Annotated in this window: 17 protein-coding genes; 11 read left to right on the top strand and 6 right to left on the bottom strand. The window is 37.2% G+C overall.

What is annotated here, in order from left to right:
- Nucleotides 1-5: 5 nt before the first annotated feature.
- From QNJ50_RS04440 to QNJ50_RS04430, 3 genes are all read right to left on the bottom strand, one after another.
- Nucleotides 6-1436, bottom strand: a complete 1431-nt coding sequence (locus QNJ50_RS04440; protein WP_300632496.1) for a serine/threonine-protein kinase — start codon at nt 1434-1436, stop codon at nt 6-8.
- 330 nt (nt 1437-1766) lie between these two features.
- Nucleotides 1767-3194: an IctB family putative bicarbonate transporter gene (locus tag QNJ50_RS04435; protein WP_300632493.1), complete on the bottom strand. Its 1428-nt coding sequence runs from the start codon at nt 3192-3194 to the stop codon at nt 1767-1769.
- Between the two features lie 324 nt (nt 3195-3518).
- The gene (locus QNJ50_RS04430) at nt 3519-5111 is read right to left on the bottom strand and encodes a GAF domain-containing sensor histidine kinase (RefSeq protein ID WP_300632490.1); all 1593 of its coding nucleotides are present in this window, start codon (nt 5109-5111) and stop codon (nt 3519-3521) included.
- Between the two features lie 687 nt (nt 5112-5798).
- On the opposite strand from QNJ50_RS04430, the gene QNJ50_RS04425 reads away from it, so the two are divergent.
- From QNJ50_RS04425 to thiL, 7 genes are all read left to right on the top strand, one after another.
- Entirely contained in the window at nt 5799-6992 is a 1194-nt protein-coding gene (locus QNJ50_RS04425; protein ID WP_300632487.1) for a DegT/DnrJ/EryC1/StrS aminotransferase family protein, read from the top strand.
- A gap of 48 nt (nt 6993-7040) precedes the next feature.
- The gene (gene crtB, locus QNJ50_RS04420) at nt 7041-7907 is read left to right on the top strand and encodes a cyanoexosortase B (protein ID WP_300632484.1); all 867 of its coding nucleotides are present in this window, start codon (nt 7041-7043) and stop codon (nt 7905-7907) included.
- A gap of 172 nt (nt 7908-8079) precedes the next feature.
- Nucleotides 8080-8796, top strand: coding sequence for a cyanoexosortase B system-associated protein (locus QNJ50_RS04415; RefSeq protein ID WP_300632481.1), 717 nt, complete (start codon nt 8080-8082; stop codon nt 8794-8796).
- Nucleotides 8797-9011: 215 nt separating this feature from the next.
- Complete coding sequence (locus QNJ50_RS04410; protein ID WP_300632479.1) at nt 9012-10388, top strand: polysaccharide biosynthesis/export family protein; 1377 nt, start codon at nt 9012-9014, stop codon at nt 10386-10388.
- Nucleotides 10389-10436: 48 nt separating this feature from the next.
- On the top strand, nt 10437-12593 hold the full coding sequence (locus QNJ50_RS04405) for a tyrosine-protein kinase domain-containing protein (RefSeq protein ID WP_300632476.1): 2157 nt from the start codon (nt 10437-10439) through the stop codon (nt 12591-12593).
- A 252-nt stretch (nt 12594-12845) separates the two neighbouring features.
- Nucleotides 12846-13958 carry a peptidylprolyl isomerase gene (locus QNJ50_RS04400; RefSeq protein WP_300632474.1) on the top strand — a complete coding sequence of 371 codons (1113 nt, stop codon included), beginning with the start codon at nt 12846-12848 and terminating at the stop codon, nt 13956-13958.
- 421 nt (nt 13959-14379) lie between these two features.
- Nucleotides 14380-15387, top strand: coding sequence for a thiamine-phosphate kinase (gene thiL / locus QNJ50_RS04395; RefSeq protein WP_300632473.1), 1008 nt, complete (start codon nt 14380-14382; stop codon nt 15385-15387).
- Between the two features lie 185 nt (nt 15388-15572).
- On the opposite strand, the gene QNJ50_RS04390 is transcribed toward thiL, so the two are convergent.
- A complete protein-coding gene (locus QNJ50_RS04390; protein ID WP_027840812.1) occupies nt 15573-16592 on the bottom strand; it encodes a type I glyceraldehyde-3-phosphate dehydrogenase in 1020 nt (339 codons plus the stop codon).
- Between the two features lie 1236 nt (nt 16593-17828).
- Here QNJ50_RS04390 and murC point away from each other — a divergent pair.
- From murC to QNJ50_RS04370, 4 genes are all read left to right on the top strand, one after another.
- On the top strand, nt 17829-19289 hold the full coding sequence (murC, locus tag QNJ50_RS04385; RefSeq protein ID WP_300632470.1) for a UDP-N-acetylmuramate--L-alanine ligase: 1461 nt from the start codon (nt 17829-17831) through the stop codon (nt 19287-19289).
- Nucleotides 19290-19416: 127 nt separating this feature from the next.
- Complete coding sequence (gene murB, locus QNJ50_RS04380) at nt 19417-20424, top strand: UDP-N-acetylmuramate dehydrogenase (RefSeq protein ID WP_300632468.1); 1008 nt, start codon at nt 19417-19419, stop codon at nt 20422-20424.
- Nucleotides 20425-20815: 391 nt separating this feature from the next.
- The gene (locus tag QNJ50_RS04375) at nt 20816-21160 is read left to right on the top strand and encodes a YbaB/EbfC family nucleoid-associated protein (protein ID WP_027840815.1); all 345 of its coding nucleotides are present in this window, start codon (nt 20816-20818) and stop codon (nt 21158-21160) included.
- Between the two features lie 256 nt (nt 21161-21416).
- Nucleotides 21417-21899 carry a low molecular weight protein-tyrosine-phosphatase gene (locus QNJ50_RS04370; RefSeq protein ID WP_300632463.1) on the top strand — a complete coding sequence of 161 codons (483 nt, stop codon included), beginning with the start codon at nt 21417-21419 and terminating at the stop codon, nt 21897-21899.
- A gap of 199 nt (nt 21900-22098) precedes the next feature.
- On the opposite strand, the gene QNJ50_RS04365 is transcribed toward QNJ50_RS04370, so the two are convergent.
- Together QNJ50_RS04365 and QNJ50_RS04360 are read right to left on the bottom strand one after the other, a co-directional pair.
- The gene (locus QNJ50_RS04365) at nt 22099-22776 is read right to left on the bottom strand and encodes a response regulator transcription factor (RefSeq protein WP_300632521.1); all 678 of its coding nucleotides are present in this window, start codon (nt 22774-22776) and stop codon (nt 22099-22101) included.
- An 814-nt stretch (nt 22777-23590) separates the two neighbouring features.
- Nucleotides 23591-26050 (bottom strand): 3'-5' exonuclease, encoded by a 2460-nt coding sequence (locus QNJ50_RS04360; protein ID WP_300632461.1) that lies wholly within the window; start codon nt 26048-26050, stop codon nt 23591-23593.
- Nucleotides 26051-26164: the final 114 nt, after the last annotated feature.

Raw genomic sequence — 26164 nt, 5'->3', positions numbered from 1 at the left:
TAGAGTTAATTACTTTCCACAATCTGAAATGAATTAATCATTTTTTTAACCGTTGGTAAAAACTCAGAATATTGCTTTTCTTCTGCCGTATAAATAATAAAATACGCCTTACCACCTCTTACCGTTCCAATCTCCATTACCTGTAAACTACATCCTCCATCCTGGCGAGTATAAACCAATTTATAAGCTCTAAAATTAGATAACGTCGTCTTTGAAGTTGAACTATCAGTAATTTTTGTATTGGGATTAATATTTCTAATTTTTTTTAAAGCAAAATTTTTATATTCATCTAAAGAAAATATTTTACCCTCTTGGAAATCATTAACATTAATAAAAACATTTGTTGGACAAGAAGATAGTTTAGTTTTATTAGTGGGAAAGAAGTTAGCGACTTCACCTCTAAAATCAGTTTTATCTTGTCTTCTCCAACCCTTCTCAGGATATTTTATTTGAATTCCATACTTATCATTTTTATGAACTAAATAATCGGTCACAGAATTTTTAGATATATAATTCAATATATAAAAAATTATACCTGCCGAAATTAACGCAGTCGCAAATACTACTCCTAGCAAAAGTTTCCACTGTAGAGATGTGGATATTGCTGGAGATGTAGGCATCAACCCCTTTACAGCTTGCAAAGCCTCTTCCCCTGATTGGTAACGTTGGCGAAAGTCATAACGCACCATTTTATTAATAACATTTGCCAGCTTGGAGTTAACTTTAACATGACCTTGCCAATTAATTTCCTCTGTCTTGGCATCTGATGTTATGTGATGACGGCGCAAACCCGTTAAACCTTGAATTGCAATCATCCCCACTGCATAGATATCACTACAAAACCTGGGGTTACCTTGGGTTTGTTCGCTTGGCATATAACCGGGAGTTCCAATGTGACGGGTAACAGCTGTATACCCATGTTGATTTCCTTCTACTCCTGCAACTTGTTTAACCGCACCAAAATCAATTAATACTATCTTGCCGTCTGATTTGCGACGCATAATATTAGAAGGTTTAAGATCTCGGTGAATACGGTCTTGTTTATGAATAAATGCTACAACCTCTAAAATATCCGTTAACAACTGAATGATTTCAGCTTCACTCAATTTCTTACCGGGGTACACTTCTTTAGTTAGATCGTGACCTTCAATAAACTCCTGTACTAAATAAAACTGTTGATTTTCTTCAAAGTGTGCTAACAATCGTGGGATTTGGTCATGGTTTCCTAACTCTTCGAGGTTTTTAGCTTCCCTGTCAAAAAGAATTTTTCCTACCTGTAAAGTCAATGGATCGGTACGCATGGGTTGAAACTGCTTGACCACACATTTAGGATTTCCCGGACGTTTGATATCTTCAGCCAGGAAGGTGATACCAAAACCCCCTTCTCCTATTTTTCTGATAATTTTATAGCGCCCATCAAGTGTTTGACCCACCATTCAACCAACCGTATATCGTTGCACTTATTAATTTATCAGTACTTACGCACAGACAACGAAATTACAGTCATTATGACGATAGATTAGGGGAAGCGCGGAAGTGTACAAGAACCGTAAGTAGCGCAGCTATAAGTATTGCGTTTCTGCAAGGAAATAGTAATCCTAAAGCAAATGTGTTAATTCAAATCATTTTTAGCCTTTAGAGACGCTACAGAGTTAGTCTCTGCAACGTCTCTACCAAAGAATTTTCTCATCCCATAATTTATTAATTGTAAGGGCGCACATCGGTTTGCCCTTATGACTGGGATATTTTTTGTGACGTAATCTTGTTTAATACGCTGCAGAATTTGGATTTGGTGAAGTAAATTCTTGTTTCTTTGCTTGTCTTAAAGGGGTGTAATAACTAGCAACTATGCCAACCATTAACCACCACAGGGTATTTACCTGGGGACGATACCATACAGTATCCACTAAACCGTGAGCAAGCATTCCCACCATAGTAACCATTGCTCCAATTAACCAGAGTCCATCTGAATTTTTTAATTGACGCAAACGTTGTAATTGTAGCAACCCAGCATTAAATGTAACGATTAACAACCAAATAAAACTTGCTAAACCAACAAAGCCAGTTTCCACAATTATTTCCAAGAAAATTGAGTAAGCACTTAAAGCTGTATAACGGGGAAGCTGATACAGAGGATACACCTTGTTAAAAGAATTATGACCCGGACCAATTCCAAACACCGGATAATCCCCAATCATCTTAAATACACCAGTCCAAACATTCATCCGAAAATTATTACTGCTATCCGCACGACCAGCGAAAATACTGAGAATTCGCAGGCGAAACTCATTGGAGAATACCAACGCTGCTACAATCAAAGCGGCAAAACCTCCAATTAGCATTGGTAATAACCATTTGCGCCAAAATGGATGTAAATATTCCTGATACCAATACGGCAATATAAATACTAAAGCAATTAAAGCTACAGCCAAGCCAATAAAAGCACCACGGCTATCAGTAAAGCGAAAACAAGCCAAGTTGACAACAAACATAGTTATCGCCAAAGCTTTCCGGGGTAATCCACGCCACGAAAATATGGCAATTAAACTTAAAATCACCGCTGGTAGGAGATATCCACCCAGTAAATTGGGATTTCCTAAATAACTATAAACCCTCACACTTTTTGATAAGGGTGACTCGGGATCGACCCAAGTTGCTAATTGTGCAACACCAAAGAATTTCTGTCGTAATCCATAAATACTTACAATCAGGGATACGTGCAAATAAAGTATTATTAACCAGGAGCGAATTCGCGGCGATCTTAAAACTCTGGCACAAAAAGCAAATAGGCACAAATACAGAGTGAAAGTAATTAGATCGCTCCGTGCTGCAGCTTTTACCGGTGATAGTGCTGTTGCAATAACAGCTGCTCCCCAAAATATACATACAGGTATATGAATGGGGGTTACACCAACATAGTCAGGTGAACGCATGTCATCTGATACTGTTAATAGGAACCAGAATCCTACGCAAGCAACCAGCAGTAAACCTATAAGTGTTGTAGAGACAAAGGGTGCTAGCGCATACACTAAGCTGAGTAAAGCTGCTGCGATCGCATCTCCCCACTGTAGTAAAATACTACCTTGTCGCCAAGAACCCAATACTCCGAATACAGAGCGATACAACAAACTACCGCGAAGATATTCTTTGAGCGGTACGCTCGACAAGGTGAATCTTTGCCAAACTAAATTCATAAAAACTTTTTAGCAGTTAGTAATTAGCACTGAACTTGGACTAATCATAATTGGGGTAAGGTCAAAAAAGTAAGATTCTAGATTGCAAATGGAAAATAATCATCAATGATTATCAATTTAAAACACCAAGTTCAAGATTGACTAAATATTGACAATCATCGATTTCCCATTAACATCCAACTGGAGTTTTGACTTTCCCCTATTTCTCTAAAACTATTTCCTGCAGATGATTCCGCAAAAAATACCCAGTCTATAGTCCATGCTAATCAATTTATGCTTCAAATTTTACATGCTTTAACTTCACGTGCTTTAATTTCACATACTTTAAATTTCATCAGAATCTTCTTTAGCTGAATCTGTAGATGCCATTTGTAGTGGTAGGCTTAATAGATAGCGATTTCCTGATTTTGTCGATCCTTGAATGGTGATGCTACCACCATGTATTTCTGCTAATTGCGAACTTAGCAATAAACCCAAACTTTCACGAGATATACTTCCGTTTGCTGTATTTGATTCTTGACTGACATCTCCGAGAAGACCTAACTTAGAATTACTTCCAAAAGAAAAATTATCTGTGAAGCTTGAAGCACTTACATTGTAGTTTTGTCCAGAATTGTGGGAATTTCGTTCATACTTTGGTTTGTCTCCAGTAAATTCTAATAAAGGCGTTTGTTTTAAACGGAAATATGGGTCAACTTCTGTAATTCCATCTCCCAGCCAAGGATGGGAAGCCCAAACAGTAATACTGATAAAATCTTCTTTGTAGGAAACGTGGATGCGGACAATACTACCGGTGGCTGAAAGTTGAACCACACTAAAAACTAAGTGATATAGTATTTGCTTGACTTTATCTTTATCCAAAGCCCAAATTCGATTGCGTCCGGGTTCTATAGAAAGTCGGATATTTTGCTCTCGACGGTTTGCGACTTCATCTAAAGTATTAATAACTTGCTGACAGAGCATTTCAATATCTACAGGTGTCAGATTGAGAGCATGAGAAATATTATCCATTGCACCCAATTCAGAAATTTCATTTACCAAGGAAAGTAAATAGCGACCACTGTGTTGAATTATTTCCAGATATTCTCTTTGCTTACCTGTTAAGGGTCCGTAAATTTCTCTTCCCAAAACACTTGTCATACCAAGTACGGAAGTTAAAGGAGTGCGTAACTCCTGAGTCAGTTGTCCGAGCAATTGTAATTTGAGCTTATTTGTACTGTCTATATTTTTGGGTAAAACCTGAGGAGTTTTTTTGATATCAGCGATCGTTGGTGGAGTTGAGGATTGTGAAGATGACCAACCAGTTGAATCAGCAACAGGAGGAGTGACGGTTTTAACTACTGATGGTAAAGATTGCAGTACCCGATTACGTTCAAATTCGCTCATACTCCATCGGGCGATAATTTGTAAAAATTCAATATCCCGATTGGTGAAATTACGTGGGAGCAAGTCCATTACTGCTAAAGTTCCCAAACAATTACCTTGAGAATCAATTAGTGGTGCTCCTAAATAAGCTCCAACACCATAATCATTCACTAATTTGCTAGCAAATAGTTCTGATTGGGCATGTTTACGAGTATCGTTAATAACTACTGGTTGCGAATTTTCTACTACTTGAGTACAAAAAGATTCTCCTCGCATCAGTTGACGAGTTTGAGCTAATTGGTTCATCAATCCCAACCGAGATAAACCAACAGCAGATTTAAAGCAATGACGTTCATTATCCATAAAGCCCAACATAGAAATTGGTGCTTCTAAAAAATGTGCGGCTGTTTGAGTGGCTTCTTCAAATACTGGGACTGTCTCAGGTTGCATTAAACCTAATTCTGACAATGCTGTTAAGCGTTGTTGTTCCCTTGTTTCTTGAGAAGCCCAACCTTCTTTAAGAACAAACGTTTTCTGATTGGGCTCTACCATTGTTACAGTTCCGTGAATAATTTGGTTTAGGGGTAATTTATATAACCGTTATTTTTGGGTTATTTTTCTATTTCTAAGCATTCCCGAATTTCACCTCTGATAAACAAGCTCAGAGGTAATTTTTTTACTAACTAATTTTTTGGAGAACTGAAATATAGTTTCCAAGAGAACCGCAAACAACTATCTTTACAGCAATTTAGCTTTAAAGGTTATCTTTGATTTTTTTTCATATTTATTTTTAATATTTTGATTTTTTACGTATTACTTAGTTGATTAATCACTATTATTCATAAGTATAAATTCTGATATATGATTGAAAAAATATAAGAAATATTATTCATTAAATTGATTATTTTATATTCTGATAATGTTATTTTTATGCTCAAAATGGGAAAAATAAGCTTAGTTAGAACTAATAAGAGTATTTAGTCAATTGTATTATTTTAATTTTCCGATAAATAGCTCATTCTCTACACAATTAATTTACTTTTACCAAAGCATGTTCCTAATGAAGTTGTTATTGATTTTGCATTTTGCCAAAAAGCTGAAATAAATTTGTGTTTTAATTTGCTCAGTGATATTTTTCAAGATTTAGCCTTTAATCATACATAAATATTCGGCAGATATTAAACACATTTAAATAACTAAAAATAAACTCTTTTTTTAGTTCAATACTCAAATAATAAAATGAATATTAAAATTCCTTTTGTTGATTTAAGTAAACAACATCAAGTAATTAAAAAGGAACTAGAAAATGCAATTGAAAATGTATTAGATAGAGGTGATTTTGTCCTAGGTAAAGCGCTCGCAGATTTTGAAACAGCTTTCGCGACAAAATCCGGTGCAGAATACGGTGTTGGGGTAGCTTCAGGAACTGATGCGATTGCCCTCGGTTTAAGAGCTTGTGGAATCAATAATGGTGATGAAGTAATTTTGCCTGCTAATACTTTTGTTGCCACATTAATAGGGGTACTACGTGCTGGTGCAAAACCTATTTTTGTTGATTGTAAACCAGATACAGCATTAATTGATTTAGAAGCAGCAGAAGCAATTATTACTACTAGAACAAAAGCAATTCTTCCCGTCCATCTTTATGGTCAAATGGTATCGCCACAAGAACTATTAGACTTTGCTGATACTTATAAATTACTAATTTTTGAAGATGCAGCCCAAGCCCATCTAGCACAACGAGAAGGTTATCATCCTGGCTCGGTAGGAATAGCTGCAGCTTTTAGTTTTTATCCCAGTAAAAATTTGGGAGCAATTGGTGATGGAGGAATGTTAGTAACTCGAGATCCAGATGTAGCCAAAATGATGGTAAAGTTGCGGAATTATGGAGCATCTAAAAAATACTTCCATACAGAATTTGGTACTAACAGTCGTTTAGATACATTGCAAGCTGCTGTTTTACAGCAAAAACTACCACATTTAACAGACTGGAATCGCGATCGCTTCAACATCGCTCAACAGTATGACACCGAACTTGAATACCTCAAAAACTATGGAATTATTCCCTTAGAAAATCACAGTGGTGATGGACATGTTTATCACCTTTATATAATCAAAATTGATAACTCTTGTCCTCAAACGCGGGAAACTATTCAAGAAAAACTTACAGAATTGGGGATTCAAACAGGTATTCACTATCCAACTCCTTGTCACCTACAACCAGCATTTTCTGAGTTGGGTTACCAAGCAGGTGATTTTCCTGTATCAGAAAAACTATCACAGCAAATACTTTCTTTACCCATGTATCCGGGTTTAACCAACAATCAAGTTCGCGAAGTTATTGCAGCGCTCGGCTCGATTGTTACAGGTGTTAGTGGATCAGAAAGCTCCACCAACACTGCAGGTTCTGTTGCGTCTCTACAACTCTCCTGACTTCTGACATTTAAGTTTTGAGCTATAAAATTTGAGCTATAAAAAATTATGTCACTTCAGTATCCACTTAAAAAAACTAATCGGCTGGAATTATTCAATTTCGCTTTATTCGGGGTTTTGTTGCTACTTTATGCGCCAATTTTGCTCCATTGGCTAGATGGTTGGCTGAAAAAAAGTATCAGCATAGAACATGAATATTTTAGTCATGGGATTATTGGTATACCTTTTGCTGCTTACTTGGTTTGGTCCCATCGAAAACAGTGGGGACGTCTACCGAATATTGCTCATCCTTTAGGGGGTGCTTTACTTGTAGTCGGTTCTTGTTTTTACCTCACCGGAGTACCGGAATGGGTTAATTTATCTTTTCCTGTCATTTTGACAGGAATTTGTTTCTGGTTTAAGGGATTTGCTGGCTTTAAATTACAGTCTTTTCCCTTACTATTAGTTTTTCTTGCAACCCCAACTGCTATTCCTTATTTGATTACGCCTTTTACTTTACCTTTACAAAGTTTTATTGCAGGTACTGCAGCTTTTGTATTACATCAATTTGGGATGGAAGTTGTTGTCGATGGAATTAATATTTATGTAGGAGGAAGGATTGTAGAAGTTGCACCTTACTGTGCTGGTTTAAAAATGCTCTTTACAACCTTATATATCAGTTTAATTTTACTTTATTGGGTAGGGATTTTATCTGATAAACGTAAGACTATTTGGTTCTTGTCTAGTGCTGTTTTAATTAGTGTTACTGCCAATGTGATTCGTAATACTTTACTGACATATTTTCACGGTACTGCTCAAGATCAAACCTTTAAATGGTTACATGATGGCTGGGGAGGTGACCTTTATTCTGCTGTGATGTTACTTTCTTTAATACCAGTTTTGAATTGGATAGATCGGCGTTTTTCTGTTAATTAATTTTCTCTTAGTTTTGTAGCGCTACGCGTGTTCACGTAGTGCGTCAACAAACGCCAAAAGCTGACAATAAAAATTATTAGTCATAGTTAACTGGTGTATATCCAAGTCATTATTGTGGCAAAAAATATTGAAAATTTAAAATTTGTTTTATGATTATTTATTCTTAAAAAATATGATTTCTAATGATACGTCTTTTCAAAGAAATAATATTCCCCATGTATTTGCAGCTCTGCTCCTAATCTTAATTTTATTAATTAGTGGTGTTCCAGGATATTTAAGTGGTAATTGGCAGTGGAAAGAACCGCCAAGGGTAGCTAATCTAAAAGAAGTTAAACAGATACGTAAAACAGGATTAAAACTATCTGGATGGGAAACTTTAGAAACAGTAGAAAGACAAATTGGAGGACATAAATGGTTGTGGCAGAAAATTAAACAAAAAAACTCAGATAAAATTTCCTACTTGCTCTTATTGCCACAAAATGGCCCAAGAAATCAACCACAGACAGAGTGGACGGAAATTAAAGGTTTTTGGCAGTGGAAAGTTGCCCAATTTGAGACACCTGAATTTACAATCCAACCTACTGATTCAAGTTCAAATACCAATAATAAAATTAAAGCTAATTTTTTTCGAGCAGTTTTAAAAAATCGTCAAACCTACGCAATCCTACAATGGTATGCAACGCCGAATGGGGGGAGTCCTTCGACTTTTAAGTGGTTTGTTGCTGATCAAATGGCACAGTTAAGAAAAGAACGCGTTCCCTGGGTTGCAGTAAATATTATGATTCCTATGGAACCTCTGGGAGAGGTAAAGGAAAATTGGTCAATTGCACAATCGTTAGTGGAACAGGTACAAGCTAGTTTGGTAGTCAATTCTTTTCAGAAAAAATGAAAGTTATTGAGAATTAAATTAGGAGTATTAGGAATTGAAGAATGGGTTTTCGATCCGCTCTTGTTGATTAATAATCTTTAGTTTATCCTTCGTTATCCCCTACCTTTGCAAAAATTCCAATCATAAATTTTCACCATTTAGAGCAGACATTTGTGGTTACCTAAGTTTAGAATGGGCGTTCGATACTTGACTTGAGTTATACAGAAAAAATACTGATGTTTGTAGTTACTCGGTTTAATGTAAATGCATTTAGAGTTTTATCTCTTATTAGCATTCATGTCACGGGAGTTTTATTGCCAACATCGGTTTTACCTGTTGCTGCACAAAATATGCCGCTCCCGGAAGTAATACCACACATACCACCATCACAAGTACCACCACCCACTCCACCACTGAATGCTGAAAATTCCCCACCAGTATTGAAAAATGCTGTTCCTCCAGAATTTTCACGTTATATTTTGGGGGCGGGGGATGCTATCAATGTGTTAGTTAATCAAAAACCTGGCGATTACCGGTTAGATGAAGGAGATGCCATCGACGTTGTTGTCCAACGCTTTCCGGATTTGAATTTTCGAGCTGCAATTAATTCTGAAGGTAATGTTACTGCGCCACTCTTGGGAAAAATCTTTCTTAAGGGTTTAACTTTGCAACAAGCACAAAATAATATTCGCGCAGGCTTTAATCGCTATGTTGTCAATCCAGTAGTAACCTTATCTCTGTTTTCAAAGCGTCAAGATCCCAATTTCCAAGCCATAGTTGATGCTGAAGGAAATATTACCATACCTAGGTTAGGAACGGTTTCAGTACAAGGTTTGAGTTTACCAGAAGCAGAAGAAAAGATTCGTTTGGGTTTAAGTCGTATTTTTGTAGATCCGTTAGTTACAGTTGCCCTAGTTGGTGAACGACCTGTACAAATTGCGATCGCAGGTGAAATCTCCCGTCCGGGAATTTATCCAATTAGCCCAATAACAGCCAGGGTAACTGATGCATTACAAGTAGCTGGCGGCTCAACAATGAAGGCTGATTTACGCAAAATACAGGTTAGGAGAAAGCGGCTTGATGGTTCAATTTTGACAACTGATGTAGATTTATATGCTCCTTTACAAAATGGTGCCTCTTTACCTAATTTACGCTTACAAGACGGCGATACAATTTTTGTTCCTCCTCGCGAAATTGGTACTGATGACACTTACGATCGCAGATTGGTTGCTCGTTCTTCCTTAGCTGTACCCCAAATTAAAGTGCGAGTTTTAAACTACGCAGGAGGTGGTATTGCAACCCAAACTTTACCCAATGGCAGCACTTTTATTGATGTTTTGACAGGAATTAATCCTGAAAATGCTAATCTTCGCCAAATAGCTTTAGTTCGATTCGATCCAGAGCGGGGTAAAGCCATAACTCAAAGATTAGATGCGAAAAAAGCACTTGCAGGAGATAGGTCTCAAAACGTGCCACTCCAAGATAATGATGTTATCGTTGTTGGTCGAAACCTAATAACCAGAATTACCAATACTCTCTCTTTAATTACCCGCCCTTTCTTTGATGTTCAAAACTTTATTCGCTTTTTTGATTCTTTTGGTGGGGGTTTTTGATGAAATATTTACTCTCCAAAACTGCCACTAATCCTTGGGATAATTGTCATGGCACCACCGATTGTTAAACGATATTTAATAGCTTTTGCAAAGTATAAGTGGATCGGATGCGCCAGTTTTGGCTTAATTGTCACTGGTTCTACCTTTATGGCAATGCAACCAGCACCTCCGCCAAGTTACTTGGGGCAATCTGCGTTAAGTTACACTCGTCCTCCAGTTTCCTTCTCTGTTACGGGTACAGAGATTCAACAGCAGGGACAGCAACTAAGTAAGGGAACTTTTCTTACTTCTGCCGTCATTGAAGCAGTTGCAGAAAAAGTAGGTAGGAAGCCAGAAGAAATTGCGAGAAATCTTAATATCAAGTTACCGCCTGCAACAGATGGAGGAGGTGGAACTATTGGTTTACAATATAAGGATAGCGATCGCAAAAGAGCAGCTTTGACATTGCAAATATACATGCAAGCAATGGTCAAACTGAGTCAGGAAATGAATACCAGGCGATTGAAAGTAATTATTGATAACATTAATCAACGTTTACCTCTGGTTCAGAAAGAATTACAAGCTGCAGAGCGAAAACTTGAAGTTTATGACCGATTGGAAAGACCGGCAATTTTAGCAGCAGAAAATGGAATTTTGCTTAATGCTGTGACCAATAGTCAAGCTCAGCAAAGACAGTTAAAACTGACATTGTCGGGGATTGATGCTCAAATTCGCAGCCTTCAAGAAAAGCTTGGGCTTGATGTGGAAAGAGCTTATATTTCTTCTGCTTTAAGTGCAGATCCGATTATTGCTAATTTACGCAGTCAGATTTATCAAGCTGAAACGCAAATGCAGATACTTCGTAGAGATTTGCGCCCCGATCATCCGACCATGATTCAACTGCGTCGGCAAAAAGAAGCTTACGAACAATTATTCCAGCAACGAGCAGAAGAGGTTGTTGGGGGCGCTGGGGTTGCTAGTCCCTTACCCGGTAATATCAAAGGAATTCGTTCCCAAAGTAATTTAGATCCAGCACGTCAACAGTTAGCAAATCAATTAGTAGCTTTGCAAACTCAAAAAGAAACTCTCCAAAGACAACTGGAAATGCAAGTCCAGGAAGAAGCAAAGTTACGCAAACAATATTCTTTGATTCCGAATAAACAATTAGAGCGTTCTCGATTAGAACAACAAGTAGCCCTCAATAGAGCTGTTTACGACCAAATACAGGCGAAATTAGCAGATGCTAAAGCGGCAGAAGCCGAAACAGTTTCCAGTCTTGATATTGCAAGACCGCCTTCAGTCATAGTTGATGCCAAACCACCAACAAGTCTAGTGACAACACTCGGCGTAGGAGTTTTCTTTGGATTGATTGTTGGAGGTGGGGTTATATTCTTATTAGGCTCCCTGGAAGGTACTTTCAAAACCAAGGAAGATATTCGTGAAAGCTTGAAACAAAAAGAAGTTATCCTTTTGGGCGAATTACCTTTAGTTGTAGAGCAAAATTTGGAGCCCGATATTCTACCCATGGCTCTAGAAGCAAATTCTCCATATTTAGAGTATTGTGAAAGGTTACGCAGTACTGTGCGTCGAGTTGGGGGTCAAGATGTAAAGGTCGTTTTACTGTGCTCTACAAGCAGTTCTGAAGGTAAAACATTCAGCGCTTATCACTTGGGTATCGCTTCCGCACGGGCTGGGAAACGTACCTTGATTATTGAAACCGATTTGCGATCACCTTCCCGATGTGAATCCCTTAAAGTTACTCCCAACAGCGAAGCAAGTGTTGAACCCCTACGTTATTATGGCAGTCTGAGTGAATGTATTCGTTTAGTACCAGATGTAGAAAATTTATACATAATCCCCAGTGCTGGACCAGTACGTCAACCTGCTGCAGTTTTAGAATCTAGTGAAATTAAAAGGTTGATGGAGGATGCGCGTCAGCGATATGATTTAGTTATTTTAGATACTCATACATTAACTTTTTCTAATGATGCTCTGCTCATTCAACCCTACAGCGATGGCACAATCATAGTTGCGAGACCAAACTATACCGAGGAAAATTTACTGAGTGAAGCTATCGACCAGTTACAGGAATCGGAAATGGGGTTATTAGGAGCAATAATTAATGGTGCTGATATTACCGTATCCTTGCGAGAGCCAGCTCCAGAAGTTGAAATTGTAGATGATTCGCCGGTTGAAGAACCAGAAGAACAACTCACAACTCAGTAATTCTTGAGAAGTCAGGAGCCAGGAGTCAGAACATAAAATTAGGGTATAAAAATTAATTATTTATTTAAACTTACTGGGATTAATTAACCGATAAAAAGGTAATTTTTATTTCACTATTACACCGATTTATTTTATTTTCCCCCTTATCTGTGCCCTTATCGGCTCTAATACCCCATTCTCTGTCCCAATCATGGGAAGATTATTGAGGGTTAGCCCTAATCGACAATTTAAAGCTGCATTTGAGCCATAGGAATGTTGAAGTTATTAAAATCTAGGTTGAAAAATAGTTCGATCGCGCTGCTCCTAGTCGCACTATTTTTAGGAATAAGTACGATTGGATGGACTCCGAGTTCTTTGGCTGGTTTGCTACCATCTGGGAATCCAATTTCTGATGGCAAGGCATTGTTAAGATATGCATTACCAATAGATAACCAGCCCGTAAGAAAACTACAAGGTAGCTTAGAAGATATTGCAAACCAATTACGGGCAAATCGTAGATGGAGAGCAATCTCTAAAGATGTCAAGCAAGCTTCAAGGGTTCTTGACAAACCAGAAAAAATTTTGGCGAGCGTTCCTGAAGAACGTCATCCACAAGCCGAAGCATTAATTGAAAAACTACAGTCTGGAATCGAATCCTACCGAGAAGTTATAGATACAAGAAACAAAAAACAAGCTTGGATCCAAAGAGGTAAACTCTTAGATACTGTTGGCGAATTGGAACAATTAATGGTAACGGGATTTCCTTTTGAAGTTCCAGCTGAGTATAGCAATTTACCACAATTAAAAGGGCGCGCTACGGTTGAAATTAAAACAGCTAAAGGCAACATTATTGTAGTTGCAGATGGTTATAGTGCCCCTGTAACTGCTGGGAATTTCGTAGATCTAGTGCAACGCGGTTTTTATGATGGTTTGGAGTTCATTCGTTCGGAAGAATCTTACGTTTTACAAACCGGAGATCCACCAGGAAAAGAACAAGGTTTTATCGATCCTAAAACTGGTAAATACCGAGCAATTCCCTTAGAAATTTTGGTTGAAGGAGACAAGGAACCTACTTACGGCATAACTTTAGAAGAAGACGGTCGTTATTTAGAAATGCCTGTTCTACCATTTTCTGCTTATGGTGGTGTTGCTTTAGCACGTCCGGAAGATGAAGTGAATGGTGGCTCATCCCAAATTTTCTTCTTTTTGTTTGAACCAGAATTGACACCTGCGGGACGTAATCTTTTAGATGGTAGATATGCCAATTTTGCCTATGTTACCGAAGGAAAAGATGTTTTACAAGTCTTAAAAGCGGGTGACAAAATTGAATCAGCTCAAGTGATTAAGGGACTAGAAAACTTAGTAGAACCAACTGATGCTGCATAGATTTAGTCATAAACTCGCAGATCATTCTTCATCAGTAGTTTGTTATTTGCTTTTTTGTCCCAAACAGCAGTAACTAATAACTAGCACACTAAGGCGGAAATAAAGCAACCATTTATAAAGTCCAGAAGCTAGATAATATAATACCTATGTCCTACGGACACGCTGAGATGCGCCTGCGGCGAACGCTAATGACTTTTTACTTTTGCTCGTCCGTAAGGACGCGGTCTGTTTTTACTTCCGCATAGCGGTACTAGTGGTCTGTTTCATTAATTTTAGACTGTTGTAGAGACGCGATCTTCCTAGTGTTCCCCAAGGGAAACATTTCGCGTCTCTACGGAATTTTGGCAATACCTAAATCCTAAAATTAATAAGATCCAAAATTAATTAGGGCGGACAAAAGTGAGCAAATTACAAGCGAACCATGAAAATAGCAGATATAGGCGAACAAGGTCTTTTAAAAAAATTACAACGCTTTTGTCCGTCAGAGATTGTTGGTGATGATGCTGCTGTTCTGGAAACAGTACCAAACACATCTTTGGTTGTGACAACAGACGTACTAATAGATGGAGTACATTTTAGCGATCGCACTACTAGTGCTGAAGATGCAGGGTGGCGGGCTGCTGCTGCTAACCTATCGGATTTAGCAGCAATGGGTGCTTCACCTGTGGGAATTACTGTAGGATTGGGACTCAGAGGCGATGTATCTGTAACTTGGGTGGAAGATTTGTATCGAGGTCTAACCCAATGTTTACAAATATACAAGACCCCAATAGTTGGTGGAGATATAGTGCGATCGCCCGTAATTTCTATTGCTATTACTGCTTTTGGTCGAGTTAGAAAATCCCAGACTATTTACCGCAATCAAGCTCGAGTTGGGGATGCAATCGTTGTGACAGGAATTCATGGGGCTGCATCTGCTGGCTTGGAATTACTCTTAGATCCTCAAAAAGGTGAAAATTTAACTGAATCAGAACGTGCGGCGTTAATCGAAGCACATCAACGTCCACAGCCGCGATTGGATGTTTTACCGGTTTTATGGGATATATTAAATTCTCAAGATTCTGAGTTCGCTTCTCCTCGTGTTGCGGGGATGGATAGCAGCGATGGGTTAGCTGATGCTATATTCCAAATTTGTCGTGCAAGTAATGTTGGTGCAGCGATCGAACGTAATCGAATTATTCTGCATCCAGCAATGAAAAAACTATTAGGGAAAGCAGCACAAATAGAATCTGCTCTTTACGGTGGCGAGGATTTTCAACTAGTACTTTGCTTACCAAAAGAGTCAGCTGTAAAGCTAGTGCAAATTCTGGATGCTAATGCAGCCATTATTGGCACAATTACAGCTGACTCCACAGTTTTATTAACAGATGAAACTGGGGAATTTAAGGATAAACCTCTCAGTTTAAAACAGAGTTTTCAACATTTTTAATTTTTGGCTATTAGCGCTTTTCTTGTTGGTTTTTCTGTTTAGTTTTACTGTCTGTTTAATATTGTTTGTTCTTTTGGTTTGCTATTATCCCAAACGAGCAAATTAACGTGTTATGCGTTCCCGTAAACTCGCAGTTCGACAAAAAAATCCTGCTTATAAAGTACTGCTTAATAGGTAATTAATAGCTAATTTTTCCACTTAGCTGCAGCAATCTCAGCCAAATCTAACACACGTTGGCTGTAACCCCACTCATTGTCATACCATGCCATAACTTTTACCATGTCATTACCCATAACCAAGGTCAGGCTAGAATCGACGATAGAGGAATCATTACTGCCTTGATAATCGGAAGACACCAAAGGTAGTTCGCTATAGCCTAAAATGCCTTTCATGGAGCCATTAGCAGCATCTTTAAATGCCTGATTAACTTCTTCTGCGATGGTACGTTTTTCTACCTGCACCACAAAATCAACCATTGACACATTGGGGGTAGGTACGCGTAAAGCTACACCATTTAACTTACCCTTAAGCTCTGGTATTACAAGTGCTACAGCTTTCGCTGCACCGGTAGAAGTAGGTACAATATTTACTGCTGCTGCTCTTGCCCGTCTTACATCACGGTGGGATGCATCTAACAAGCGCTGGTCACCAGTGTAACTGTGGGTGGTAGTCATTGTACCCTTGATGATGTTGAATTTTTCATGCAACACCTTAGCAACAGGAGCTAAACAGTTAGTGGTACAACTAGCGTTGCTAATTACTGGGTATCGGTCATGGTCATAATCTTCATGGTTGACACCAACCACAAAAGTACCAACGTCGCCACCTTTTCCAGGAGCAGTTATCAAAACTTTTTTCGCACCAGCCTTGACGTGCTTCATTGCTCCGTCATAAGTGGTAAATACTCCTGTTGACTCAATAATCAAGTCAATTCCCCACTCTTTCCAGGGCAAGTTTTCTGGGTTGCGATCGGATACACATTTAACAGTCTTGCCATCAACAACAATAGAATTTTCATCGGCACTGATGTCATATTGGTCTAGTTTACCCAGCATCGAATCATACTTGAGTAGATGCGCATTGGTTCTTGGGTCTGAAGTATCGTTTACAGCAACGACTTCTAGATTACTATTTTCTCTACCCAACCAGCAGCGCATAAAATTACGCCCGATTCGACCGAAACCGTTAATTGCTACTCTAATCACAGCGTCTTGCCCTCTGTATTTATGCTTGTCAAAATGCTATCTATGACCCCAATCATATCGCAAAGAGGGGAGTATTTATAACTATTGAATCCCAGATTATAAAAAAATCTGTACTGGTTACTATTTTTCTGTCATTAAAGCTTGAATTTAAGTGTGTAATCAACAACAATACTCTTAGAGTAATTTAATACATGTTCTAGGTGCCATTACTATCAAAGATATTTTTTTATCAACATTTCAGAATCCACTTTGCTTTGACTTTACAAAAAGCAAGTATTTTGTATCAGGGCTGAAAAACTATGATACGAGGGATATTCAGGATAATGGGTTGCAAATAAGACTTGACGAAACTACCTCTAAAGAGATATGCAATAAGTACGGGGTTATGGTATAGAACACTTCTCTAGGTGGTTTGATTGTAGTTGCAGGAAGTGTAATTTTGAGTTAGGCTCTCACAATTTAGAAATAAAAATACAATCAAAGAATTGGAGGTTGACCTTATTGACTCAAGAATCGTTAGTTTTCAAATCTAGTGCAAGTCCTAGAATTCATTTACCCATCTTTTGAAGAGCAATCAAGGTAATAGTAATTGATTATACAGTTATTTAGTGAGTGTAATTTAAGTAATAGCTCTATCCTTCTTGGTGGTGTTATCAATAAATTTGCGAATTTCCCCGATCATTTTTTGTATTTGATATGGTGGGTGAATTGCTAATATTTGCACAAACGATATTACAGAGAAATGGTGTTAAGTCATGTTTTTATTGGGATGGTTATTAGCAGTTCAAAAAGGTTTAATCGCTATCGAATTTGTTTGAAATTCACCACTATTGGATAAATTATGAGAGTTATTAGTAAATGAATCAGTAAAAGGCTAAGTTTAATCTTAAAAATCGTTCGGATAGGTTAATTTTTGTTGTGACAATTTTTTATTGAAAACAGGCTTTATGCCCTCTACAATACCCGTATTTCAATGTCAACTTTTTCCGAAAGTCTTGTATTTTACAATACAGTATACTTTTTCATATTCTGATTTTTTTCTAGAAAAAACGCATGAACTACTCAAGAAGAAAATAAACAGTTCGTAACCTAAAATCTTTATGAATAGGCAAAGAAATAACTAGAAATTTAAACATAAAAATGACACATAGATAGTATCGGTAAAAAACAAATTCCTGATATGATACGCGTGTCATTGGAAGATGATAGTGCGGTGTGGTGTAAGAGGAATAATAAATGAAACAATCTGTGGATTTTAGTGGTAGACCATTTCATTTTATTGGAATTGGTGGCATAGGAATGTCAGCGGTTGCCTATGTACTTACAAAACGCCAGTTACCCGTATCTGGTTCGGATGTTCGTCCCAATCATATTACCCGTCGTTTGGAATCAATAGGAACTCGAATATTTAATCAGCAACAAGCAAGTAATTTAGAATTTTTCCGTCCTAATTCTGAAGAAAATAATTTACAAGGGAGGACTCCGGAAGAGTTAAATTCTGCCAATAAAAAACTACCACAAGTTATATGTTCTACTGCAATTAACACTAATAATTTAGAGTATAAAGCCGCATTAGAATTAGGTTGCCCAATTTTCCATCGTTCTGATGTTCTAGCGGCTTTAATCGCAGAATATTACAGTATTGCGGTAGCAGGAACTCATGGTAAAACTACAACTAGTAGTATGATTGGCTGCATGCTCCTGGAAGCAGGTGTAGACCCAACTATTTTGGTGGGTGGAGAAGTTGATTCTTGGGATGGGAATGCTAGATTGGGTCAAAGTAAGTACTTAGTAGCAGAAGCAGATGAATCTGATGGCTCCCTAGTTAAGCATGTTCCACATATTGGTGTTATTACCAATATAGAGTTAGATCATCCCGATCACTATGATAGTTTGGAAGAAGTAGTTGATACTTTCCAAACTTTTGCTGGAAACTGTCAAATGTTAGTTGCTTGTATTGATTGTGAAACTGTTCTCTCAATGATGCAACCAACAGTTACTTATAGTTTAGACATAGATACAAAGGCTGATTACGCCGTTACAAATATTGACTATCGGGCTGATGGTACCACAGCTTTAGTTTGGGAAAAAGGTACAGCTTTAGGTGTTCTCAATTTATCTGTTCTCGGTCATCATAATCTAAGTAATGCTTTAGCAGCAGTTGCTGTTGGTCGAGAATTGGGTTTGGAATTTGGAGAAATTGCTAAAGGACTAGCTACTTTTGGTGGTGCAAGACGCCGCTTTGAATTTCGTGGTGAAGTTGATGGTATTACTTTTATTGATGATTACGCTCACCACCCCAGCGAACTGCGCGCAACCTTAGCTGCAGCCCGTTTACAAGCAAGACCAGGACAAAGGGTAGTTGCTGTTTTTCAACCACACCGCTACAGTCGTACCCATACATTCTTGGAAGAGTTTGCTCAGTCTTTTGATAGAGCAGATTTGGTTATACTCACAGATATTTACAGCGCTGGCGAAACCGACTTGGGGTTAGTCAGTGGAGAAAAATTAGCTGCAGAAATTGCAAAACAACATCCCAATGTCAATTATCAACCAACTATTGCCTCTGTTTGTGATTATTTACTAGAAACCTTGCTACCAGGCGATCTGGTATTATTCCTGGGTGCTGGTAATTTAAATCAGGCAATTCCCGAAGTTCTCGCAGCACTACGCCAGCCTGCTAAAGCTACCTCATAATCAAAGTTTATCAAAATCTGGGAAGTTATTTCTCTTTCCCTAAGCAATGCATCTATCTTTATATTCCCAAAAAGCTAATGAAACGACCGTAGTTATATGGTGGTTCATCTAAATAAAAATAATAATCATGCTGCTGAATCCGAAAGATGACCAATCAAATGAAAGTGTCTGTCGTGTTTTCCAGAGCAATAATCAAGAAATAAAAAATCAATCAGTGAATAGTAAAGAAATTCCCTTAGCAGGTACTGATAGCGTTATTAAGTCTCAAGTTTCTCTTGCTGCTTACACCTCTTATAGAGTCGGTGGACCAGCACAATGGTATGTTGCTCCTCGAAATTTGGCAGGATTGCAGGCTAGCGTTGAATATGCGAAAAAACATAGTTTGCCAATAACTGTATTGGGAGCAGGTTCAAATCTGCTAGTAAGCGATCGCGGTCTTGAAGGTTTAGTGATAGTAACCCGCCATTTACGTCATACTCAATTTGACAAAGATACGGGGTTAGTAACTGTATCTGCAGGAGAGCCAATTCCTGGTTTAGCATGGGAAGCAGCAAAGCAAGGATGTCAAGGATTTGAGTGGGCTGTTGGTATTCCCGGGACTGTGGGTGGTGCAGTTGTTATGAATGCAGGTGCTCATAAAGGTTGCATAGCAGATATTTTGGTCAGTGCTGAAGTTCTTCTATCTGATGGAAGTTTACAAACTTTTGGGCGCGAAAGATTGGAATATAGCTATCGTACTTCTAAGCTCCAAGGAAGTGACATTATTGTTACTCAAGCAACTTTTCAACTCCAACCAGGAGCAGACCCAACACAGGTCTTAGCAGTTACCAAGCAACATCAAAAACAAAGACTGACAACCCAACCTTACCATTTACCAAGTTGTGGTAGTGTATTTCGCAATCCTAAACCCTATGCTGCGGGTTGGTTGATTGAAAATACGGGTCTGAAGGGATTCCAAATTGGTCATGCGCAAGTAGCAGAGCGTCACGCTAATTTTATTGTTAACTGTGGTGGAGCAACCGCTCGAGATATTTTCCATCTTATTCGTCACGTACAAAACGAAGTCCAGAAAAGATGGTCGATTTTGTTATACCCAGAAGTAAAGATGATTGGGGAATTTCAAGCTATTGGTTAAGAATAAAAATTAAATAGTAAAACTTTTGGATTTTTGTATTAGTTAGCTTTCTGTCCGCGCTTACCATTTTTGGTGGCGCGGATAATTATATTCAATGCTTGATTTGACCGATAAATTATTGTAATACTAGGCTAAAAATTGCAAATAATCGTTAGCAATCCTAAATAAATTATGGAACCATACGATTGTCCCAGGGAAAAACATGTTATCTCTCTTTCATGTGGGAATTTCCCCAACAATTTAGATTGGGCTGTAGTTGTAATTCTTCAGTTCGGATAATGTAGAATTCCATATTTACGAATTACTGATTAGTAAAAAAAATATGTAAATGACCTGCCGCATCTATAATTGAATTTGATTTGTTATTGAAAGTACTAGCGGAACATAAATCATGACGAAAGGACAGGGATTTGGCTTTGGTTTGGGAAAAATGAAGGAACTAGCTGAAGCTTTCAAAAAAGCACAGCAGGTTCAAGAAGGAGCAAAGCAACTCCAAGACGAATTGGAGCAAATGGAAATTGCCGGAGAATCAGGTGGTGGTTTAATTAAAGTAGTTGTAACAGGAAACCAGGAACCTAAAAGGGTAGAAATTTCTCCAGAAGCATTGAAAGAAGGAGCAGATGTTCTATCCGATCTAGTAACAGTCGCTATGAAAGATGCATATAATAAGTCTACTGCGACAATGCGCGAACGCATGGAAGATTTGACTAGTGGACTAGAACTACCCGGATTTTAGTTAAAATTTGATAGTCAATGTCAATAGTCAATGGTCAAAAAATCCGATTATTACGGACTGGGGACTGTTGACTTTTGACTAGCAACCTTACTGTTAGGAGCTAGTAAATCTGACTTTATAAGTATTGTTTTTCTTTTTAGAATAACCACCTTAGATATCACATCTGTTGGCTAGCTCCATATTTAGCGTTAGCTATTTGGTAAAGTTGCGGAATAAAAAATGTGCGTTCGTTTGTGAAAAAATTGAGTTTGATTTTATGGCTTATAAGCTTTTATTTGTCTGTCTGGGAAATATCTGTCGCTCCCCTGCAGCAGAAAATATTATGAATTACCTGATAGAGGAACAGGGTCAATCCAAACAAGATATTTTTTGTGATTCTGCTGGTACATCTAGTTATCATATCGGTAGTGCACCAGATCGCCGCATGAGTTCAGCGGCTTTCCAGAAGTTAGGAATTAAAATGCAGGGTCAAGCTCGTCAATTTGTTGTATCGGATTTTCAAGAGTTTGATATGATTTTGGCGATGGATCGAAGTAATTATGGGAATATTCTTACATTGGACTCAACAGATGAGTATCAAGATAAAGTGCATTTAATGTGTGATTTTTGTACTGAAAATACATTAAAAGAAGTTCCAGATCCTTATTATGGTGGAACCGAAGGATTTAATCGAGTGATAGATTTATTGATTGATGCTTGTGGGGGATTATTGAAGCATCTTGAGGAGAAAAAATATTAAGTTTTAAGATATGTTGAATTGATTTTCAATATTTATTGAATATTTACCAAATATTTGCCAAACATTTACAGAATACTCACTTCTTCTGTGAAGAGAATAATGGTTTTAATTGTAATTTAAATATAATCATGAGATCCAATAGAATTCCAAATTGACTTGTCATCCCTAGCTATCAGTTGTGCAAAAGGTAAATATTTGCTTATTCTACAAGTCCATGCTTCATAACAAAGTGAACTAATTCGGCACGGTTACTTGTGTCTGTCTTCCGTAATAAACTACTAACATACTTTTCTACCGTACGCGGGCTAATGTATAGTTTGTTGCCAATTTCCGCATTAGAAAGACCTTGAATTAAAAGTTCTAAAACTTCCTGCTCCCTGGGAGTTAAAGATACGACCATCACCGAATCACGATCCTTACCCAATAGGGAATTGTCATTTTTCTTTATTTCCCCGGGCTGAGAATTTTGTAGTTCATGGCTTTGGGAAACGCGATATTCTTGCTGAATGATCTGCGAACGCTCCAAAAGATTTTGAATCGCTGCTGCTAATTCTTCCAATTCAAATGGCTTAGGTAAATACAGATCGCAACCTGACTGGTAACCCAAAATTCTTTCTTGAGTTTTTGTTCTAGCTGTGAGTAAGATAACTGGTAGCAATCGAAATTCAGTTTTTTGACGTACGCGCCGCACCAGCTGGTAGCCATTCATACGTGGCATCACAATATCAGTCACAATCAAGTCAGGATGGTACTCTTCTGCCATTTTCAGTCCGTTTTGACCATCATCAGCTGTTATTACGGAATAACCAGACAGTTCTAGATAATCACTGATAGACAAGCGAGTACCCAAATCGTCATCGACTACAAGGATCGTCATTAAAGACATGGGTGTTACATCGCCAAGTTTTTTACTAATACGTTTATTCTGATAAACACGATTGTGGAGCATAAATAATGATTTTGCTCTTGTGTTTAATACTTTGACATTTCTTCTGCTGCCAAAATAAATGTGAAGTTGAATGAATTATTTTCCAATTACTTACCTGGGTTGATGGTTTTCAGATTGAAATTTGGCGTACTCTATGCATAAAAATATTTTGTTAGGTTATTAGACATCAAAGAACAGTATTAAAGCAGAGTTCATAATAATGAAGTCATATATTTCAAGTATGTAAAGTACTTTGTTGAGAATAATCCCACCTATAAGGGAATTAGACTAAACTTTGAGCAGGATATTTAAGCAAAAAGGCAACAACATCTATCTGAGCAATAAAGCTTTTTTGAGCAAAAGCTCAACTACACCACTGACATTTATTTTATATTCTAGTTGTCATATAAGCTAAATCTATTGAATATCGAGCAAACAGTAAAGATAAAAAAGCATATAAATTAATACAAGTATTACTTACAGATAATTTAGTTTAGGTCATTCTAAGGCTAGGAAGTAACTCCAAATGTTTGTTTACCTACTAAGTGTTTAAGTCCCATACTACTTAAAAGAGCAATCCAGACATTAAATTGGAATTTAATTGATTGATTGAGGCTCCGAACAAAATAGTACATAAAAACTAATTCGTCAGAAAAATTAAACTGTTATGGTTAAAAGTTTTGCCAAAATATAACTTCTTTTAAATATGTGTTTCGCTATTTTAATATGGCATTTTAAGTAGCCTTTACCTCGTAAAGTACTATTATTCGGGTTGCAAATATTTATCTGCTATGGAGTCAATGAACTGACTGAGGAATTTTGAAAATCCTCTTGAATCTTCCAAAAATCCAGAGATAAAAAGTTTTTGTTTAGCTCTAGTCATAGCAACATAAAATAAACGTTTTTCTTCTTCAAGGTTATCATTTCGTAAACTGAGAAAACTGGGAAATTCTTCTTGTGAAGCTCCCGCAATAAAGATGTTATCAAACTCCAAACCTTTTGATTGATGTATAGTAATAATCATTACTTGATTATCCTGTTGGGAAATTTGATCTAAGTTTTTGGCTAAGGCTGTAAATTCAAGAATACTACGCAGGGCGGTATCTGAATTTATTTTCAGTTGATCTTTTTGTTTAAAAATATTTATTAGTTGCAAAAGATTATTCTCGCGTTGTGGATCTGTTTGGTAGTAAGCTTGTAAGCCAGATTCCATTAATAATTTTTCCAGTAAATCTGCTGGTCTGAATTTTTGGGTATCATCACGCCACATTTCTATTTGTTCGGCGAGTGATTCAAATTCTTCTCCATAACGATAAACTAAGGCTTGGCGATGTTCGGATTTACTTTCAATTTTCGGAATCAAATATTGTAATAGTTCAACTGTGGTACGGGTATCATCAAGTGCTTTATGGGTTGGTCGCTCGGGTAAAGATAATTTTTTTGCTAAATTCTCCAAGCTATAACTATCTGAATTAATGAAGCGGTTAGCCAAGTTCCAAGTATCTCCCCATTGAAATTTAGGAATAGTGATTCCAGCTTTGCTAGCATGTGCTGTAACCATTTTGATGTCGAAACCGACGTTATGACCCACCAAAAATGCATTTTGTACAAATTCAAAGAACTCACTAAAAACTTGATTTGCAGGTTTACCTTTTTCTGCTAATTCTTGGTCTGTATAGCCATGTATATGTTGTGAGTCACCAACACTTACTGTATTAAGAATATGTTGGTGAAATTCTGCTTCTACTTTACCATTAACTAGTTTTAGTGCAGCAATTTCTATAACTTCATCATTAGTAACTGAAAGTCCTGTGGTTTCCACATCAAACACAACTACAATCTCAGACTTATAAGCACATATAAGATTACTAAAGGGATCGCCATCAACAAAGGTTTGAGTCGAACTCATATCAGTTAAATGAAAACCACATTTTTCTCCTTCATTAATCACATTTTGAATAGTTCTATTACCAATTCCACGACTGGGGCGTAATAAAATTCGACGAAAAGAACCTGTATCAAATGGATTTAAAATCAATTTTAAATAAGCTAGTGCATCTTTTACTTCTTGGCGCATAAAAAATTGATATTGCTCAATAGTGATGCAGGGAATATTTAGTTGTTCTAAAACTTGACTAATAATTTCTATACGCTTATGAGTACGAGTTAAAATTGCAACTCTGTTATAAGGAAATTGTTGATTATTTGCTGCTAATTTTTGAATTTGTTCACCAATCCATAAAGCTTCTGTCTGTTCATTTTCTGCGAAATGGGTTTGAATTAATTTTCCAGGTTTACAACTCGAGGCTGGAGTAATTTGGGTTTTTCTTTGCTCAAAGGAGTCTGCAAAGGATGATGCTGCATTTAATAATGTTTGAGTAGCTCGATAATTAAATGTGAGACTATATTTTGTTGGTTGGAAATCTTGAGTAAATTGTTGAATTACTAAATCTGGTTCGGAACCTCGCCATTCATAAATTGTTTGATCTAAATCGCCAATTGTAGCTAGATTTTTAGTAGGTAAGACTAAATGACGAACAATTTCATACTCACAAATATGAGTATCTTGTACTTCATCTACTTGTACAAAATCAAAACGTTCTTGCCACCTTTGTGATATTTCTGGTTTAAAATGAAGCATTGCTCTAACAAAAAATACCAAGTCAGCAAAGTCTATGGCATGACGTTCTTGTAGAATAGACTGATAGCGGATAGCTTTTCGAGCAAACTTTAATCCTAGAGGTTGATAGATATTCTCTGTTGGGTAAAGAAAGGATAATTCCTCGGCACATGCTTGGGATTTATACTTAGCAATATTAAAAAAAGTTCTTTGAATATCTTGATTTTTTTGGTATCCAAACACTTCTTTGATGATTTCCTTACAATCACTATCATCGTAAATGACAAAATCTGCAGGTAAACCAATATTTTTCGCTTCAATTCGCAACATTTGAGCGCACAAACCGTGGAAAGTTTTAATTGTGATTTGGCGAAATTCTTCTGGATACATTCGCCATAATCTTTCACTCATTTCTTTCGCTGCACGATTTGTAAATGTTAGACAGAGAATTTTTTCTATAGAAATTCCATTATTTATGGCTCGAGCAACTCTTTCCGAAAGAACAAAGGTTTTTCCAGTCCCAACGGGAGCAAGTACTAAAATTGCTCCGTTAATATGATTAATAATTTTTTGTTGTTCTGGATTAGGTTGATGTTTGTGCATCAAAATATGAATTTTATATTACTAAGATAAAGAATATTTTCTTTCTTCTTCATTATCATTAGCATGTTTTACGGAGTTATATTGTTGTGTAATTACTAGTGTTTGTATCGCGAT

This window comes from Mastigocoleus sp. MO_188.B34 (assembly GCF_030065675.1).
In the GTDB taxonomy this organism is placed as follows: Bacteria; Cyanobacteriota; Cyanobacteriia; order Cyanobacteriales; family Nostocaceae; genus Mastigocoleus.
The sequence above is the reverse complement of the archived record's forward strand: the minus strand, read 5'-3'. Positions and strand labels throughout refer to the sequence as shown.

What these genes read in the sequence shown, in the direction of transcription:
- QNJ50_RS04440 (WP_300632496.1), bottom strand. Translation starts at nt 1,436, where the DNA reads ATGGTGGGTCAAACACTTGATGGGCGCTATAAAATTATCAGAAAAATA.
- QNJ50_RS04435 (WP_300632493.1), bottom strand. Translation starts at nt 3,194, where the DNA reads ATGAATTTAGTTTGGCAAAGATTCACCTTGTCGAGCGTACCGCTCAAA.
- QNJ50_RS04430 (WP_300632490.1), bottom strand. Translation starts at nt 5,111, where the DNA reads ATGGTAGAGCCCAATCAGAAAACGTTTGTTCTTAAAGAAGGTTGGGCT.
- QNJ50_RS04425 (WP_300632487.1), top strand. Translation starts at nt 5,799, where the DNA reads ATGAATATTAAAATTCCTTTTGTTGATTTAAGTAAACAACATCAAGTA.
- crtB (WP_300632484.1), top strand. Translation starts at nt 7,041, where the DNA reads ATGTCACTTCAGTATCCACTTAAAAAAACTAATCGGCTGGAATTATTC.
- QNJ50_RS04415 (WP_300632481.1), top strand. Translation starts at nt 8,080, where the DNA reads ATGATTTCTAATGATACGTCTTTTCAAAGAAATAATATTCCCCATGTA.
- QNJ50_RS04410 (WP_300632479.1), top strand. Translation starts at nt 9,012, where the DNA reads ATGTTTGTAGTTACTCGGTTTAATGTAAATGCATTTAGAGTTTTATCT.
- QNJ50_RS04405 (WP_300632476.1), top strand. Translation starts at nt 10,437, where the DNA reads ATGGCACCACCGATTGTTAAACGATATTTAATAGCTTTTGCAAAGTAT.
- QNJ50_RS04400 (WP_300632474.1), top strand. Translation starts at nt 12,846, where the DNA reads ATGTTGAAGTTATTAAAATCTAGGTTGAAAAATAGTTCGATCGCGCTG.
- thiL (WP_300632473.1), top strand. Translation starts at nt 14,380, where the DNA reads ATGAAAATAGCAGATATAGGCGAACAAGGTCTTTTAAAAAAATTACAA.
- murC (WP_300632470.1), top strand. Translation starts at nt 17,829, where the DNA reads ATGAAACAATCTGTGGATTTTAGTGGTAGACCATTTCATTTTATTGGA.
- murB (WP_300632468.1), top strand. Translation starts at nt 19,417, where the DNA reads ATGCTGCTGAATCCGAAAGATGACCAATCAAATGAAAGTGTCTGTCGT.
- QNJ50_RS04375 (WP_027840815.1), top strand. Translation starts at nt 20,816, where the DNA reads ATGACGAAAGGACAGGGATTTGGCTTTGGTTTGGGAAAAATGAAGGAA.
- QNJ50_RS04370 (WP_300632463.1), top strand. Translation starts at nt 21,417, where the DNA reads ATGGCTTATAAGCTTTTATTTGTCTGTCTGGGAAATATCTGTCGCTCC.
- QNJ50_RS04365 (WP_300632521.1), bottom strand. Translation starts at nt 22,776, where the DNA reads ATGACGATCCTTGTAGTCGATGACGATTTGGGTACTCGCTTGTCTATC.
- QNJ50_RS04360 (WP_300632461.1), bottom strand. Translation starts at nt 26,050, where the DNA reads ATGCACAAACATCAACCTAATCCAGAACAACAAAAAATTATTAATCAT.